Annotated in this window: 18 protein-coding genes; 7 read left to right on the plus strand and 11 right to left on the minus strand. The window is 62.0% G+C overall.

Annotated features, from left to right (window positions below; all coding sequences use genetic code 11):
* Nucleotides 1-153: 153 nt before the first annotated feature.
* From BBX50_RS22135 to ribH, 3 genes are read right to left on the minus strand one after another with little or no spacing between them, the layout of a single operon-like run.
* On the minus strand, nucleotides 154-1,359 hold the full coding sequence (locus BBX50_RS22135; protein ID WP_161952204.1) for an MFS transporter: 1,206 nt from the start codon (nucleotides 1,357-1,359) through the stop codon (nucleotides 154-156).
* A 29-nt stretch (nucleotides 1,360-1,388) separates the two neighbouring features.
* Entirely contained in the window at nucleotides 1,389-1,871 is a 483-nt protein-coding gene (gene nusB, locus BBX50_RS22140) for a transcription antitermination factor NusB (RefSeq protein WP_065777465.1), read from the minus strand.
* Nucleotides 1,868-2,329: a 6,7-dimethyl-8-ribityllumazine synthase gene (gene ribH, locus BBX50_RS22145; protein WP_065777466.1), complete on the minus strand. Its 462-nt coding sequence runs from the start codon at nucleotides 2,327-2,329 to the stop codon at nucleotides 1,868-1,870. The genes nusB and ribH overlap by 4 nt, the downstream gene beginning before the upstream one ends.
* A gap of 419 nt (nucleotides 2,330-2,748) precedes the next feature.
* Here ribH and BBX50_RS22150 point away from each other — a divergent pair, with 419 nt between their 5' ends.
* From BBX50_RS22150 to BBX50_RS22160, 3 genes are all read left to right on the plus strand, one after another.
* On the plus strand, nucleotides 2,749-3,249 hold the full coding sequence (locus BBX50_RS22150; RefSeq protein ID WP_065777467.1) for a cupin domain-containing protein: 501 nt from the start codon (nucleotides 2,749-2,751) through the stop codon (nucleotides 3,247-3,249).
* Between the two features lie 24 nt (nucleotides 3,250-3,273).
* Entirely contained in the window at nucleotides 3,274-3,852 is a 579-nt protein-coding gene (locus tag BBX50_RS22155) for a GNAT family N-acetyltransferase (RefSeq protein WP_065777468.1), read from the plus strand.
* A 276-nt stretch (nucleotides 3,853-4,128) separates the two neighbouring features.
* Complete coding sequence (locus BBX50_RS22160) at nucleotides 4,129-4,479, plus strand: hypothetical protein (protein ID WP_065777469.1); 351 nt, start codon at nucleotides 4,129-4,131, stop codon at nucleotides 4,477-4,479.
* A 79-nt stretch (nucleotides 4,480-4,558) separates the two neighbouring features.
* Here BBX50_RS22160 and BBX50_RS22165 read toward each other — a convergent pair whose 3' ends face one another.
* The 8 genes from BBX50_RS22165 to BBX50_RS30575 form a co-directional block, all read right to left on the minus strand.
* Entirely contained in the window at nucleotides 4,559-5,179 is a 621-nt protein-coding gene (locus BBX50_RS22165; protein ID WP_065777470.1) for a riboflavin synthase, read from the minus strand.
* Complete coding sequence (ribD, locus tag BBX50_RS22170) at nucleotides 5,179-6,288, minus strand: bifunctional diaminohydroxyphosphoribosylaminopyrimidine deaminase/5-amino-6-(5-phosphoribosylamino)uracil reductase RibD (RefSeq protein ID WP_065777471.1); 1,110 nt, start codon at nucleotides 6,286-6,288, stop codon at nucleotides 5,179-5,181. Before ribD ends, BBX50_RS22165 begins: the two co-directional genes overlap by 1 nt.
* Before the next feature lie 20 nt (nucleotides 6,289-6,308).
* Entirely contained in the window at nucleotides 6,309-6,782 is a 474-nt protein-coding gene (nrdR, locus tag BBX50_RS22175; protein WP_034803756.1) for a transcriptional regulator NrdR, read from the minus strand.
* A 10-nt stretch (nucleotides 6,783-6,792) separates the two neighbouring features.
* Nucleotides 6,793-8,088 (minus strand): serine hydroxymethyltransferase, encoded by a 1,296-nt coding sequence (glyA, locus tag BBX50_RS22180; protein ID WP_065777472.1) that lies wholly within the window; start codon nucleotides 8,086-8,088, stop codon nucleotides 6,793-6,795.
* A 182-nt stretch (nucleotides 8,089-8,270) separates the two neighbouring features.
* On the minus strand, nucleotides 8,271-9,596 hold the full coding sequence (locus tag BBX50_RS22185; protein ID WP_065777473.1) for a murein L,D-transpeptidase: 1,326 nt from the start codon (nucleotides 9,594-9,596) through the stop codon (nucleotides 8,271-8,273).
* Nucleotides 9,597-10,089: 493 nt separating this feature from the next.
* Nucleotides 10,090-10,602, minus strand: a complete 513-nt coding sequence (locus BBX50_RS22190; RefSeq protein WP_065777474.1) for a MarR family winged helix-turn-helix transcriptional regulator — start codon at nucleotides 10,600-10,602, stop codon at nucleotides 10,090-10,092.
* A 130-nt stretch (nucleotides 10,603-10,732) separates the two neighbouring features.
* The gene (locus BBX50_RS22195; protein WP_065777541.1) at nucleotides 10,733-11,170 is read right to left on the minus strand and encodes a DUF6163 family protein; all 438 of its coding nucleotides are present in this window, start codon (nucleotides 11,168-11,170) and stop codon (nucleotides 10,733-10,735) included.
* Entirely contained in the window at nucleotides 11,160-11,387 is a 228-nt protein-coding gene (locus BBX50_RS30575) for a hypothetical protein (protein WP_162493757.1), read from the minus strand. Before BBX50_RS30575 ends, BBX50_RS22195 begins: the two co-directional genes overlap by 11 nt.
* Here BBX50_RS30575 and hemB point away from each other — a divergent pair.
* The 4 genes from hemB to BBX50_RS22215 all read left to right on the plus strand — a co-directional run bounded on the left by hemB (nucleotide 11,353) and on the right by BBX50_RS22215 (nucleotide 14,807).
* On the plus strand, nucleotides 11,353-12,369 hold the full coding sequence (hemB, locus tag BBX50_RS22200; RefSeq protein WP_065777475.1) for a porphobilinogen synthase: 1,017 nt from the start codon (nucleotides 11,353-11,355) through the stop codon (nucleotides 12,367-12,369). The genes BBX50_RS30575 and hemB overlap by 35 nt on opposite strands.
* Nucleotides 12,370-12,456: 87 nt before the next feature.
* A complete protein-coding gene (locus tag BBX50_RS22205) occupies nucleotides 12,457-12,921 on the plus strand; it encodes an RDD family protein (protein WP_065777476.1) in 465 nt (154 codons plus the stop codon).
* Between the two features lie 197 nt (nucleotides 12,922-13,118).
* Complete coding sequence (locus tag BBX50_RS22210; RefSeq protein WP_065777477.1) at nucleotides 13,119-13,907, plus strand: arginyltransferase; 789 nt, start codon at nucleotides 13,119-13,121, stop codon at nucleotides 13,905-13,907.
* A gap of 3 nt (nucleotides 13,908-13,910) precedes the next feature.
* Nucleotides 13,911-14,807 carry a DMT family transporter gene (locus BBX50_RS22215; protein WP_065777478.1) on the plus strand — a complete coding sequence of 299 codons (897 nt, stop codon included), beginning with the start codon at nucleotides 13,911-13,913 and terminating at the stop codon, nucleotides 14,805-14,807.
* The last annotated feature ends 71 nt before the right edge of the window (nucleotides 14,808-14,878 follow it).

Consider the following 14,878-nt stretch of genomic DNA (forward strand, 5'->3'; position numbering starts at 1 on the left):
GCAGGCCCCTCAAAACCGCGAATCACGCGCCACCTCCTCAAGCAGCACCCCCCGCGGCGCGGCCAGAGTGCGGTTGCAACGGGAGATCGTCAAGCCCCGGAAAACGCCACCGAGACGGCGTTCCGACGGCTTCGGATTTGAGCAGGAAGAGGTTTAAACGGCAGTGCTTCGCGGCGTCCGCTTCAGCAGCAGGAGGAGCACGAGGCAGACGATGGTGACGGGCCACACGACAGCGTTCAGCATGTCCCAGCCGTAGGCCGTGAGCACCTTGCCCGAAGCGAACGACGACAGGGCCACGGTGGTGAACAGGATGATGTCGTGGAAGGCCTGCACCTTGTCGGCTTCCTGCGGACGGTAACTGCTGGCGACGATCGCCGTCGAACCGATGAAGCCGAAATTCCAGCCGAGGCCGAGCAGCACCAGGGCGCCCCAGAAGTTCCAGAGTTCGATGCCCATATGCGCAACCGCGGCACAGGCCATCAACAGAAGCAGGCCGCAGCCGACAATGCGCTCGGCACCGAAGCGGCTGATCAGCCAGCCGGTGACGAAGCTCGGGGCAAACATCGCCAATACGTGCCACTGGATACCGAGTGTCGCAAGCTCGGTGGAAAAGCCGCAGCCCACCACCATGGCGACCGGCGCGCCGGTCATCATGAAGGTCATCAGCGCGTAACTCGAAATGCCGCACACCATGCCGGTGGCAAAGCGCTGGCTACGCACGATTGCGCCGAGCGGGCGCACCGCCTGATCATGGTGGTCGCTGATCATCGCGCCCGGCTCAGGCAGACGCAGCGGCGCAAAGAAAAGGGCCGCGACCAGGCAAACGGGGATCAGTACGACGAAGGCCCCGGCAAAGGCGACCGGAGCGAAAAGGTCACCGGCAAAGATGACGATCTGGGGGCCGAGAACCGCCGAGACGATGCCGCCGCCAAGGATCAATGAGATCGCCTTGGGCTTGTAGTACGAGGGGGAGGCATCGGCCGCCGCAAAGCGCAGCTTTTGCGTGAAGCCGTTCGACGAGCCGAGCATCGCGAGGGCGAAAGCGAAAAGCCAGAAGCTCTCACGAAAGAGAGCAACTGCGGCAAGGGCCGCACCAACGGCGGCGATGCCCGTCCCGGTGATGAATGCACTGCGCCGTCCGATGACGCGCGAAAGCATTGCCACCAGAACAACGCCGAGCGCCATGCCGACGTTGAAGGCGGTGAGCGGTGCGGTCGCCAGTGACTTGTCGTTTGCCAGCAACTGATAGCCGGCGACACCACCAATGGAAAAGCATATCGGCCCGACGACGCCGAGCATGGCCTGCGCGGCGGTCAGATGAAAAACGTTGCGGCGTGCTTCACGAAGGGCGCCGCCCATGTCATCCGCCGCAGCCGCCACCATGATCTCTATTTCCTCGCTTCGCCACGAACTTGCTTGGCGATGCGGTCGAGAACAGCGTTGACCAGCTTAGGCTCGTCATCGCTGAAGAAGGCCTTGGCGATCTCGACATATTCGGTGACGATTACCGGAACCGGCACGTCCTTGCGCTCGAGCATCTCGAAGGTGCCGGCACGCAGGATGGCACGCACCGTCGAATCGAGGCGCGACAGCGCCCAGTCGTCCTGAAGAGCTGCGCCGATCAACGGATCGAGCTTGCGCTGATCGCGCACGACGCCGGCAACGATCGAGCGGAACCAGGAGGCATCAGCCTTCAGATAGGTGTCGCCATCGACGTCCTGGCCGAGACGGTGAGCCTCGTACTCGGCAACCACTTCGAGCACGCCGCTGCCGCCGATATCCATCTGATAGAGCGCCTGCACCGCGGCGAGGCGCGCGGCACCGCGCTGGTTGACTTGCTTCAGCGGTTGATCCGAGGGTGTCTTCGTCACTTTTCCGTGCCCAGTTTCTTCTTCAATTCGATCATGGTGAGCGCCGCGCGCGCGGCAAACCCACCCTTGTCACCTTCCGACCGGCGGGCGCGTGCCCAAGCCTGATCGTCATTCTCAACCGTCAGAATGCCATTGCCGATCGCGAGGCTCTCGCTGACGGCAAGATCCATGATCGCGCGCGAGGATTCGTTTGCGACGATATCAAAATGGTAGGTCTCGCCACGGATGACCATACCGAGCGCGACGAAGCCATCATACTCCGTACCGCCCTCGTCCGCACCGTCAAGCGCCATGGCAATCGCCGGCGGGATTTCGAGCGCACCCGGAACCGTTACGATATCATAGGTCGCCCCGGCGGCGTCCAGCGCATGCTTGGCGCCGTCGAGCAGAGCGTCGGCCATATCGTCATAGAAGCGAGCTTCCACAATCAGGATGTGGGCAGCCGTGGTCTTCGCCATGGATCACCTGTCTTTGAGAGTTCTGCGCCGGATGCGACCGGCTGAGGCGGCGGTCAAACCATGCCCGGCGCCGAATGGCAAGCAAATTCCGCCACGGCCGGCCTTTTGCCGCGTCCGCCGGCCTGGTGACGACCGGCGGCGGGGCGCCCGGCCAAGGTCGCAAATCACCCTACAGCGCGTCGCCGTCTTCAAGAGATCGACGACGTGAACTATGCCGGGTTAGACGTGCAGACGCCGCAGCATGAAACCAGCGCGCGACAGCGCCTTGATGTTTTCGCCATTGAATTGCAACATCAGGATGTATTCAATTAGCCATCGACGCGAATTTTAGCCATCGTAGGTTGACGATTGGGCGAACGCGCGACACGGATAGGAACGCATAGGCGTTGCGGGAGAACGGCAGCGCCAGGGAGGAACATGTGACCGACACGAGAAAACCGATCGTCAACCCCGATAAACTCGAACTCGACCACTGGACAAAAGGCTCCTTCTTCGAATCGCGTGACGCCTCGTTTGGCGCTCTGCTCGGCCTCAAGAATCTCGGAATAGGTTATGGCGAAGTACCACCGGGAAAGTCTGGCTGCCCCTTTCACAACCACCATGTCGAGGAAGAACTCTTCATCATCCTTGAAGGCGAAGGCACGTATCGCTTCGGCAGCGAGCGCCATGCGGTCGGGCCGGGCGATATTCTTGGCGCACCTGCAGGCGGGCCGGAAACCGCACATCACCTGATCAACACCGGCACGGTTCCGCTCAAGTATCTTTCGATCTCGACCATGGCGGCCACCGAGATCTGCGAGTACCCGGACTCCGGCAAGTTCCTCGCCAAGACGCGCGGTGCTGACGGCGAGAGGCGATTCCGCTTCATCGGCCGGCCGGACAGCGCTGTCGACTACTGGGACGGCGAGCCCGGCGCCTGACTTCACCACAGTATAGGATCGAATATGCATAGCGTGCCTATCATCGAGACAGACCGCCTCATCCTGCGCCCGTATCGTCGTGACGATTTCCCCTCCTATGTCTCGCTGTTTGGCGACGCCGAGGTGATCCGCTATGTGGGAGGGGTGCCTTTTACGCGCGAACAATCCTGGACGCGATTCCTGCGTCAGGTCGGCATGTGGCATTATTTCGGCTTCGGCTTCTTTGCCATTCAGGATCGGGAAACGGGGGCCTTCCTCGGCGAAGCCGGCTTTCACGACGTTCACCGTGCCATTACGCCCTCGCTTGAAGGCACGATGGAGACGGGGTGGGCGCTGTCGCCGAAGGCGCACGGCCAAGGACTTGCGACCGAGGCTGTCAGCGCAGCGCTCAAATGGGCCGATCACCAATTCCCGATGCTGCGAAAGACCTGCATCATCGACGTCGGAAACCGCGCCTCCATCCGGGTCGCCGAGAAGCACGGCTTCAAGGAATTCTGGCGGACGACCTATCACGGCAACCACGTGATCATGTTCGAGCGCCACCAGAAGGCAACGGCTGCAACGACGACGACGACCAAGATGCGCGCGCACGCCGGAACATGAACAATTTTTAATTGTTTTCCAGACCTTTACGCCATGGAAACGGCCACATTCCAGCCCAGTTTCCTAGGCGTTGGCACGGCGCAACCTTCCCAGGACGAGAGCAAACGCCGCCCAATTAGTCGAAACAGTCCAGCGCTATTTGTTGCGGGGGAAGCCCTTCCGCAAACGAACCCTGCTGGCCGCTGTGATCCGCGAGTGACCGGCCCGCGCGGCCCAAATGGGTGCCGCGTTCGGGTACCTGGCTGCTGCCATCACAGCCATCAAAGGAGCATGACCATGAACCGCATTGCCAAGCTTTCCGTCATCGCTGCCCTCTCCGCCCTGTCTTTCGGCGGCATCTCGTACGCAGCGAGCGCTGCCATGAACTGGCCGGCTGAAATCGACCAGACGGTCCGTGACTTCAAGGGCGACCACTTCACGGTCGTTGACGTCGACACGCTCAAGGAATCGAGCCAGACGCGCATATGGATCAACGAAGCCACGCCTCAGCAACTCTCGTCCCTGCACGCCGCGGTGAACGCCAACAAGTCATTGGCGGCCAAGCTGAAGGCCCAGAACGTCGAAATGAACAACATCGCCGGCGCCGAGCAGGCAGCCGATGGCAGCCTGACCTTCTATCTGCGCTGACCGCGACGAACCTCCGAGGTTACGAGCCGCCCCCAAAAGCCGGGGGCGGTTCACGTTTCAGAGTTGCGCGACGGAAGCTCTACTCAGGTTTCGGCGCCGGGAACTCGGCGAGGCGAGCCGCGTAGCGGGCCATGGTGTCAACCTCGAAGTTCACGAAATCGCCTGCCTTGCGTTCACCCCAAGTGGTGACCTCCAGCGAATGGCGGATCAGGAGCACGTCGAATTCAGCGCCATCGACCTTGTTGACGGTCAATGACGTGCCGTCGAGGGCGACCGACCCCTTGGGCGCGACAAATTTTGCCAGATGCTCCGGCGCTCGCAGGCGAAAGCGCACGGCATCGCCTTCCGGCTCTATCGAGAGGATCTCGGCCCTGTCATCGACATGGCCCGACACCAAGTGGCCACCGAGTTCATCGCCGATCTTCAGCGACCGCTCGAGATTGATTCGCGAGCCTTTCTTCCAGGTCGCAATCGTCGTCAGGCGCAACGCTTCTTCCCAGGCCTCGACCTCGAACCAGCGCTCAATGCTGCCCTGGTCCGGCAAAGCAGTCACCGTCAGACACACCCCCGAATGGGCAATGGAGGCGCCCATGTCGATTGTCTTTGGATCGTAACTCGTGGCGACACGCAGCTTGATGCCTTCCTTCAGCGGGGTCACGGAATCGATCGTGCCAATGTCGGTAACAATGCCTGTGAACATCAGTTCTCTCTTTCGTATTCCTCGAACAGATCGTCGCCGTAACGCGCTTCGGCAACACGTGCGAAGCCTGATGGTACGGACTTCCGGTCAAATGGGGATGCAATACCGTTTTCGCCAATCGTCACGGGCCCCGTGTAGAGCTGGATGCGGTCGATGAGACCTGCGTCGAGGAAGGCACGGGCCGCGACTGCCCCGCCTTCGACCATGAGGGAGGAGATGCCGCGCGAGGCAAGTGCGACCAGGAGATCAGCGATCGAGCCGGCTTCGAGTACCTCGACCCCGGCGGCCTCCAGGGCGGCCTTGCGGGCGGCCACACTGTCGTCTGCACCGGCCTCCATCTCGCCCGATCCACCGCCGGAAACCACGATCACCGGCACGTCTCGCGCCGTCCGCACCAGCTTCGACGTCAGCGGCAGATCGAGACGGCGATCAAGAACGATGCGCACCGGCGAGCGCCCTTCGAGGCCCGGCAGGCGCACCGTCAGCTCCGGATCATCGGCCGTCGCGGTGCCGATCCCGACCAGGATCGCGTCTGTTTCAGACCGCAGCATCTGTACCTGCCCACGCGAGATCGGACCCGTGATGCGCACCTGCCCCTCCCCCTTGCGGCCGATCATGCCGTCGGCAGAAACCGCAAGCTTGAGAGTCACATAGGAGCGCCGGCTTACCTGGCGCATGAGATAGGCTTCGAGCGCGTGGTGGCCTTCTTCAGCCAGAACGCCGATATCGACGGTGATGCCGGCATCGCGCAGGCGCACGACGCCACGTCCGGCGACACGCTCATCCGGATCGAGGATCGAGATTACAACGCGGGCAACGCCGGAGGCGACCAGCGCATCGGCGCAAGGCGGCGTCTTGCCATGATGCGAACAGGGTTCCAGCGTCACATAGGCCGTCGCGCCCCTCGCCTTCTCGCCGGCCTCGGCGAGCGCCTGGGTTTCGGCATGCGGCCGGCCGCTTCGCGCTGTCACGGCACGACCGACGATGACGCCGTCCTTGACAATCAGGCAAGCGACCGAAGGGTTGGTGGATGTCTGGCCGAGATGGTGCCGCGCCAGCCTCAGCGCCGCGGCCATGAACCTTTCGTCTTCACGGTTGGGCGCTGTCATGGCTCTTTCCAGCGTGTTGTCTACTCGCCGGGATCGCGCGCGATCTTGGCGCTGATCTCGGTAATGACCTTCTCGAAATCCTCGGCATGCGAGAAGTCGCGGTAAACCGAAGCGTAGCGCACGAACGCCACGTCATCGAGGCTCTTCAGCGCTTCCAGCACCTGGAGGCCGATTTCTTCCGATGGGATCTCCGTTTCACCGGAGCTTTCCAGCCTGCGGACGATGCCGGAGACCGCCCGCTCGATGCGGTCGCGATCGACCGGGCGCTTCCTGAGTGCGATCTCAAAGGAGCGCAAGAGCTTGTCCCGGTCGAAAGGAACCTTCCGACCGGTCTTCTTGATGATCATCAGTTCACGCAACTGCACCCGTTCGAAGGTCGTGAAACGACCTCCGCAATCCGGACAAATCCGGCGGCGGCGAATGGCGTTCCCGTCCTCTGCAGGACGGGAATCCTTCACCTGACTGTCTTCAGAACCGCAATAGGGGCAGCGCATGAGCGACCGATCACATGTAGCCGTACATCGGGAAACGGTCGGTCAGCTTGACGACCTTTTCGCGAACGCCGGCTTCGACGGCCGCATTGCCTTCGTCGGAGTTGGCGACCTTCAGACCATCAAGAACCTCGACGATCAGCTCGCCGATCTCCTTGAACTCGGCTTCCTTGAAGCCGCGGGTCGTGCCGGCAGGCGTGCCGAGGCGGACGCCAGAAGTCACGAACGGCTTCTCGGGATCGAACGGAATGCCGTTCTTGTTGCAGGTGATGAAGGCACGGCCAAGTGCGGCTTCGGCGCGCTTGCCGGTTGCGTTCTTCTTGCGCAGGTCGACGAGCATCAGGTGGTTGTCGGTGCCGCCCGATACGATGTCGAGGCCGTTGGCCTTCAGCGTGTCGGAGAGCGTGCGGGCGTTCTTGACGATCTGGGCCGCGTAGTCCTTGAACGACGGGTGCAGCGCTTCGCCGAGAGCGACAGCCTTGGCGGCGATGACGTGCATCAGCGGGCCGCCCTGGAGGCCCGGGAAGACCGCCGAGTTGATCTTCTTGGCGACGTCCTCGTCGTTGGTGAGAACCATGCCGCCGCGCGGGCCGCGCAGCGACTTGTGCGTCGTCGTGGTGGCGACGTGGCAATGCGGGAACGGCGACGGATGCTGGCCACCGGCAACGAGACCGGCGATGTGGGCCATGTCGACCATCAGCCAGGCGCCGATTTCGTCGGCGATCTCGCGGAAGCGCTTCCAGTCCCAGATGCGCGAATAGGCGGTGCCGCCGGCGATGATCAGCTTCGGCTTGTGCTTGCGCGCCTTTTCGGCCACGTCGTCCATGTCGAGCAGGTGATCGTCTTCACGCACGCCGTAGGACACGACGTTGAACCACTTGCCGGACATGTTGACCGGCGAGCCGTGCGTCAGGTGACCGCCCGAGTTGAGGTCGAGCCCCATGAAGGTGTCGCCCGGCTGCAGGAGCGCCAGGAACACCGCCTGGTTCATCTGCGAACCGGAGTTCGGCTGAACGTTGGCGAAGTTGACGCCGAAGAGCTTCTTGGCGCGTTCGATCGCCAATTCCTCGGCGATGTCGACGAACTGGCAGCCGCCGTAATAGCGCTTGCCGGGATAACCCTCGGCATACTTGTTGGTCATGATCGAGCCCTGGGCTTCGAGCACGGCGCGGGAAACGATGTTCTCGGAGGCGATCAGCTCGATCTCGTGGCGCTGACGACCCAGCTCCTTCTCGATCGCACCAAAGATGTCCGGATCGCTGTCGGCCAGAGAGCGGGTGAAGAAGGCGTCATTGGTCTGTTCAGGCATCGGCGCGAGGCTCCTCTCAAGGGTGGCAGTTCTTTAGCTTCCTCGCACGACGAGAGCAATATCCGCTGTGCGGTTTGCGTCATTTCCCCCATCTGTCGCGCCGAAATATCGCGGGCTCCGCCCACGAAAAAGCCGCGCTCTCGGGGAAAGCGCGGCTCATCAATCTCGTGTCGCAAATTTGCTTATTGCGGCAGGGCGTCCTGCTCGACCGAACCAACCGGTTGCTCGACGCCATAAGGCGACTGGAGTGCCAGCTCGGTGGCACCGTCGCGCTGGTAGATATCGTCGCGGAACTGCACCACGCCATCCTTTGCGGACCAGGCGGTAATGTAGGTGAAGAACACGGGAACTTCCTCGGCGAGCGTGATCGGCGTGTTGACGCCGGTCTTGATGGTCGCCTCGATCTGCTGGCGCGACCAGCCGGCCGTATCCTTAAGCAACCACGTCGACAGATCGCGCACGTTCTGCACGCGAACGCAGCCGGAAGACTCGAAACGCATCAGCTTGTTGAACAGGCCCTGCTGGGGCGTGTCGTGCATGTAGACCTGATGCTCGTTGTGGAAGTTGATCTTCGTCGACGACATCGCGTTGATCTTGCCCGGGTCCTGACGGAACATCAGGTTCGGCGCCTTCTCCGCGTTCCAGTCGACGGTTTCCGGAGACACTTCGCCGCCGTTGCCATCGAACAGGCGGATCGAGTTGCGCGCCAGATAGGTCGGATCCTTGCGCATCAGCGGCATGATATCCTTCTGGATGATCGAGCGCGGCGCAGTCCAATAGGGGTTGAGGATGACCTCGTAGATCTTCGAGTTGAGGATCGGCGACTGACGATCGATCTTGCCGACGATTGCCGTGTGGCGCAGAGCCACGCGGCCGTTCTCCACGGCCTCGATGTATGCGGCCGGGATGTTGACCATCACATAGCGACGGCCGAGATCGCCGGACATCGACTGCAAACGAACAAGGTTGGTCTGAAGCTGGCCGAGACGGGTGTTGGCGTCGACATTGATCGCCTTCAGCGTGTATTCGCCGATGACGCCATCGGCCGGCAGGCCGTGGCGCGCCTGGAAGCGCTTGACCGCACCCTCGACATAGGAATCGAAAGACGAGGAAACGCCGGCCGACTGCGGCAGGTCGCCGGAGACCATCAGACGCTGGCGAAGCTGCTGCACCGAGGGGTCGGTCACACCAAGCTCGAGCTTGACGCTGGTCTGGACCATCGGCCAGCCGCCTTGCGACACGATGTTCTGGTAGTCGAAGATCGCCTGCTGGACGTGCGCGATCGTCTCCGGGCCGAAGACCGGCGTGTTGGAGACAACCGCCGTCGCGGTCCGCGAGGCCTTGGCGTCATACTGATCGTCCCAGGAACCACGGCGCGGCGAATTGATGATCTCGTTCAGGGCGTCCTGTGCGCTTGCGGCACCGGCGACTGCCACGGCGCCGAAGGTCGCAGCCGAGCGCAGAAAGGCGCGGCGCGAGAATGCATCAATTCCATTCTTTTTCGACATATTCCTACCATCCCAATGCGTTGGCACGCGCCCTATGCGCTGGCACGCACGTTGCCGCAGCCCTAACACGATCGTGGTTAACAAAGGTCAACCAACGAGCCACCCTGCCCTCACATGATTTCACGATACCACGAGTGAGGACCCTCTTTCGGCAGGCGAAACGCGAAACGAATCCACACTGAAAAACACGCGTGGCCGCACCTACCGCATGTCGTCGTCGCTGTCACAGCAATATGGCCAATTCGTGTCTCGGAGCGTTCGACGGGAGGAATGGCACGCCTTTTGCTTTTCGCTTCCGGCGATAGGTGCCGCGCCAGACTGCAGGTCGCAACATTCTGATTCTTTGTAACTTCTCGCTTCGAAAGCCAACCGGACAAACGATTGGCGCGGGGAAACAGTGCGGCTTTTCGGCAACAGCGAAAGGACCGACAAACGGCAAAGGCCGGACACGCAGGGATTGCGCCCGACCCTTGACTGGAGGTTTTTGCCTGGATCAGAGGCGGTACATGATCGAGTCGTTCCAGAAGCGGTCGAGGCGCTGCAGGAGCTTGTTCATTTGGGTGAACTCGTCCGAACCGATGCCGCCGACCTTCTGGATCGAGCCGATGTGGCGCTCGTAGAGCTTGGCGACGGTTTCAGCGATGTCCTGGCCGTCTTCCGTCAGGCTGATGCGGACCGAACGACGGTCGACGCGGGAGCGCTGGTGGTTGATCAGGCCGAGGTCTACGAGTTTCTTGACGTTGTAGGAGACGTTCGAGCCGAGGTAGTAACCGCGGGAACGAAGCTCGCCGGCGGTCAGTTCCGAGTTGCCGATATTGAAGAGCAACAGGGCCTGGACGGCGTTGACGTCGCTGCGGCCTTCGCGGTCGAATTCGTCCTTGATGACGTCGAGCAGACGGCGGTGCAGGCGCTCGACGAGGTGGAGGGATTCCATATAGAGACCGCGGATGGTTTCTTCCTGGGGGTCTCGCGGCTGAGCCGCCTGCGGCTTCATCTTGGTGTTCATTTGACTGCCTCACTGTTTTGTTTGGCGGTGTCTGTTTGTCTTCCCGCCTTGAGTGAGACCCTATCGAATACGTCTAAAATTCTACTTAAACCGCAGCCTTAACAAGAGCTTGCCATTTGGCGACCCTGTCTCAGGGTGAATCAACTCTTACCTGCTTGGCCAGCCGCCAGCGCTGATAGAAGAGTGCAGCGCGGAAAAGCACGAAGGTGACGGCGACGGCCGCATGCAGGACGACCAGCAACGGACGAGCGCCGAAACTGGCCGGGTAGAACTCGTGCATGGCGATCTCGATCGCCGCCGCGACCACCCAGACCACCGGCCCCCAGGAGACAAGCAACCAGAGGCCAAGAGCCGCCACCGGATAGACGACGGCAAGCGCGGTTGCGGCCGCGCGCCATTCCGGCGTCAGCAAATCGAACCGACCGGCGCCGCCATGGGAAAAGCCGATGAGCATGGCCCAGTAGTTGAGCGCGAACCAGATGCACGAGGCGGAGACCAGACGCAGGAAGAGACCGAAGAGGATTTCGGTCAGCGACGGTTTCGGCACGTGGGCAGAATCAGGAAGCATGGCCGGCAAGATAGGGCGGGTCTTCGTCATCCGCCAGCGGGATCGCGGCACCCCTTCCCCTGCCAATGCGCTTGAAGAGAAGAAATGCCGCAGGCTGGCCGCCGGGCGCGCAGTTTCCAAGCGCGGGCGCGCCATGATAAAGCGCATGGCCATAGACGATATCAGCGGAAAGGCGCGGCGCGATGAACGACAGGACAAATCTTGTGGACAGGATCACCGGCCACCGCCGCATGCGCCGCAACCGCAAGGCCGACTGGACGCGGCGGCTGGTGCAGGAAAACCGCCTGACGGTCGACGACCTGATCTGGCCGATCTTCATCGTGCCGGGCAGCAACATCGTGCAGCCGATCGATGCCATGCCCGGCGTCAACCGCATGAGCATCGACAAGGCCGTGGAAGCGGTCAAGGAAGCGGCCGATCTCGGCATTCCGGCGATTGCCACCTTTCCGAATATCGAGATGTCGCTGCGCGACGAGACCGGTTCCAACAGCCTTGCCGCCGATAACCTGATCAACCAGGCGACGCGTGCCTTCAAGAAAGCCGTGCCCGAGATCGGGATCATCACCGACGTGGCGCTCGATCCTTTCACCAGCCACGGCCACGACGGCATTCTGCGCAATGGCGAGATCGTCAACGACGAGACGGTTGAGATGATCGCCAAGGCCGCCATCGCCCAGGCCGACGCCGGCTCCGACATCATCGCCCCCTCCGACATGATGGATGGTCGCATCGGTGCGATCCGCCAGGCGCTCGACGCCGCCGGGCACCAGAATGTCGGCATCATGTCCTATGCGACGAAATTTGCCTCCGGCTTCTATGGCCCCTATCGCGAGGCGATCGGCACGGGCGGCCTTTTGAAGGGCGACAAGAAGACTTATTACATCGACCCGGCCAACGGCACCGAGGCGATCCGCGATGCCGCCCTCGATGTGGAGGAAGGCGCCGACATGCTGATGGTCAAGCCAGGCCTGCCCTATCTCGACATCTGCTGGCGGATGAAGGAGGCCTTCGGCCTGCCGGTCTTCGCCTATCAGGTGTCCGGCGAATATTCGCAGGTGAAGGCGGCCGCTGCCAACGGCTGGATCGATGGCGAGAAGGTGATGCTGGAAACGCTGCTCGCCTTCAAGCGCGCCGGTTGCGACGGCATTCTCAGCTATTTCGCCGTCGAGGTGGCGCGCATCCTGGCAAAGGGCAGATAGAATCGGCAAGGCAGCCGGACCATGGATCCTTGTTTTGCAGGGCGTCTCATCCCATATCCAGCATGCAACCAAGCGAGGCTTAGACGGATGACCATGCACAACGAAGAACTGAGGCTGCCGAGCAATGACTGGCGCGCCTATCAGGGCGTGCTGTCACGACGCGTCTTCGCCTTCCTGCTCGATTACGCCATCATCGCGCTTCTCTGGATCCCGGCGGCGGTCGTCGTCTTTTTCCTCGGCATCCTGACACTCGGCCTCGGCTTCATGCTCTACCCGGCGCTCTTTGCGATCGTCGCCATGCTCTACTTCGGCATGACGGTCGGCGGCCGCGAACAGGCCTCGCCGGGCATGCGCATGATGGGGCTCGCCATTGCCCGCACCGACGGTCGCCCGATGGACTTCCTGACGGCGATCGTTCATCTCGTCATTTTCTGGATCGCCAACGCGCTCCTGACGCCGCTGGTTCTGTTGATTGGCCTCTTCACCGATCGCAGCCGCCTGCTGCACGATCTCCTGATCGGCACCGTCACGGTCCGCCGTGACATGTATTGATCGGAATTGGCGCAAGGAAGGACATCTGCGGTATTCCGCATGAATCCCGGTCTGCCTTACCTTCGCCGCCTATTGTGGGCAGTGCTAAAATAACGGGCCGGCGGAAGCGGAAGCTGCAAACGAGTGAGTTGACGTTTTCCATTCTTCCGCCATGCTATCGTCATGGACAACCGCGCGAAGAGTAACCTCCGCACTCGATGAACACACAGACCGCACCGTCTCCACAATTCTACCTGACTGCGCCGGCAGCCTGCCCTTATCTGCCGAACGAGATGGAGCGGAAAGTCTTCACCCACATGGTGGGCGAGCGCGCGCCGGAGCTCAACGATCTCCTGACCCAAGGCGGATTCCGCCGCTCGCAGAACATTGCCTATCGCCCGGCCTGCGAAACCTGTCGCGCCTGCATCTCGGTGCGAATCCTCGCCAACGAGTTCAAGCCCACCCGCTCCATGCGCCGCGTGCTTGCCACCAATCATGACGTGATCTCAGCAGAATATCCGGCTGAACCCTCAAGCGAACAGTACAACCTCTTCCGCCGCTACCTCGACCGGCGTCACCAGAAGGGCGGCATGTCCGACATGTCGGTGCTCGACTACGCCATGATGGTCGAAGATACACACGTGCATACGAAGATCATCGAGTATCGCCTGAGGGCCGAAGGTGACGGCATCAGCGAGAAGGCGCGCGGGCCGTTGATCGCCGCCGCGCTGACCGATCGCATGGGCGACGGGCTTTCGATGGTTTACTCCTTTTTCGATCCCGCACGGGAGGACCGCTCGCTCGGCACGTTCATGATTCTCGACCACATTCGCCGTGCCAGAGAGCGGGGCCTTCCCCATGTCTATCTCGGCTATTGGGTCAGGGGATCGCGGAAGATGGGGTACAAAACAAAGTTTTTGCCGCAAGAGCACCTTATGGCCCGCGGCTGGGAACGCTATGAAGGTGGAAACACTACCTTGGAAGCCGCTCCTACGAAAACGGGTTAGACATTGAGTTCCTCCTCTGATGCTGCGATGCACCGGCGCGGCCTTGCCATCACCGGCCTCGGCGGCCTTGCGCTGTCCTTCGACATTCCGCTGATCCGATCGGCGGGCGGCGATGTCTGGTCGCTGCTGGCGGTGCGCAGCCTGTCGACCTTCGTCATCGCGCTCGGCGCCTGGTTCGTGATCAATCGGATCCTCGGTCGGAAGATCTCGCTCATGCCCGGCAAGGCCGGCCTCGTCGTCGGCCTCTTCTACGGCATCAATTCCTGTACTTTCCTGCTCGCCGTCTTCAACACCTCGACGGCGAATGTGGTCTTCATTCTGGCCTTCACCTCGATGTTCGCGGCCATCCTCTCCTGGATTTTCCTCAAGGAGAGACCATCAAACGCCACGCTGACGACCATGCTGGTCATGGTGTTCGGCGTCGGACTGATCGTCCAGGATGGGCTGGAAAGCGGTCATCTCTTCGGTGACGCGATGGCGGCGTCCTCCGCCTTTCTGCTGGCAAGCGCGATCACCATCAGCCGCGCCAGCAAGCGCGACATGGCGCTGGTGCCACTGGTGACGGCGATCTTCCCGGCAGCGGTTGCGCTGCTGATGCTTCCGGCCGGTGGCTTCGCGATCGCGGCGCCCGGCTACATCCTCTTCAATGGGCTCGTCATGATCCCGCTTGCCTTCTTCTGCCTGGCGACGGGGCCGCGTTACCTGTCGGCACCGGAAGTGGGCATGTTCTATCTGCTCGAGACGATCCTCGCACCGATCTGGGTCTGGCTGGTTTTTTCAGAAACGCCTACGACGCAGACGCTGATCGGCGGCACGATCCTGATCTTCGCGCTGATCGGTCACTCGCTCTGGCAGATGCGCAACCGTTCGCTTCGAGCGGCCGCCCCCTGCGCCGAGTAACGGATCACTCGCTCAACGATCACCGCGTGGGCCGGACGGCCGCGGACGGCGCGGCTTCTGGTCGACGCGCC

It is taken from the genome of Ensifer sp. LC11, assembly GCF_001695835.1.
Lineage (GTDB): Bacteria > Pseudomonadota > Alphaproteobacteria > Rhizobiales > Rhizobiaceae > Ensifer.

What these genes read in the sequence shown, in the direction of transcription:
- BBX50_RS22210 (WP_065777477.1), top strand. Translation starts at nt 13,119, where the DNA reads ATGAACACACAGACCGCACCGTCTCCACAATTCTACCTGACTGCGCCG.
- BBX50_RS22165 (WP_065777470.1), bottom strand. Translation starts at nt 5,179, where the DNA reads ATGTTCACAGGCATTGTTACCGACATTGGCACGATCGATTCCGTGACC.
- BBX50_RS22190 (WP_065777474.1), bottom strand. Translation starts at nt 10,602, where the DNA reads ATGAACACCAAGATGAAGCCGCAGGCGGCTCAGCCGCGAGACCCCCAG.
- hemB (WP_065777475.1), top strand. Translation starts at nt 11,353, where the DNA reads ATGAACGACAGGACAAATCTTGTGGACAGGATCACCGGCCACCGCCGC.
- glyA (WP_065777472.1), bottom strand. Translation starts at nt 8,088, where the DNA reads ATGCCTGAACAGACCAATGACGCCTTCTTCACCCGCTCTCTGGCCGAC.
- BBX50_RS22205 (WP_065777476.1), top strand. Translation starts at nt 12,457, where the DNA reads ATGACCATGCACAACGAAGAACTGAGGCTGCCGAGCAATGACTGGCGC.
- ribH (WP_065777466.1), bottom strand. Translation starts at nt 2,329, where the DNA reads ATGGCGAAGACCACGGCTGCCCACATCCTGATTGTGGAAGCTCGCTTC.
- BBX50_RS22160 (WP_065777469.1), top strand. Translation starts at nt 4,129, where the DNA reads ATGAACCGCATTGCCAAGCTTTCCGTCATCGCTGCCCTCTCCGCCCTG.
- BBX50_RS22155 (WP_065777468.1), top strand. Translation starts at nt 3,274, where the DNA reads ATGCATAGCGTGCCTATCATCGAGACAGACCGCCTCATCCTGCGCCCG.
- BBX50_RS22195 (WP_065777541.1), bottom strand. Translation starts at nt 11,170, where the DNA reads ATGCTTCCTGATTCTGCCCACGTGCCGAAACCGTCGCTGACCGAAATC.
- nrdR (WP_034803756.1), bottom strand. Translation starts at nt 6,782, where the DNA reads ATGCGCTGCCCCTATTGCGGTTCTGAAGACAGTCAGGTGAAGGATTCC.
- BBX50_RS22135 (WP_161952204.1), bottom strand. Translation starts at nt 1,359, where the DNA reads ATGGGCGGCGCCCTTCGTGAAGCACGCCGCAACGTTTTTCATCTGACC.
- BBX50_RS22185 (WP_065777473.1), bottom strand. Translation starts at nt 9,596, where the DNA reads ATGTCGAAAAAGAATGGAATTGATGCATTCTCGCGCCGCGCCTTTCTG.
- ribD (WP_065777471.1), bottom strand. Translation starts at nt 6,288, where the DNA reads ATGACAGCGCCCAACCGTGAAGACGAAAGGTTCATGGCCGCGGCGCTG.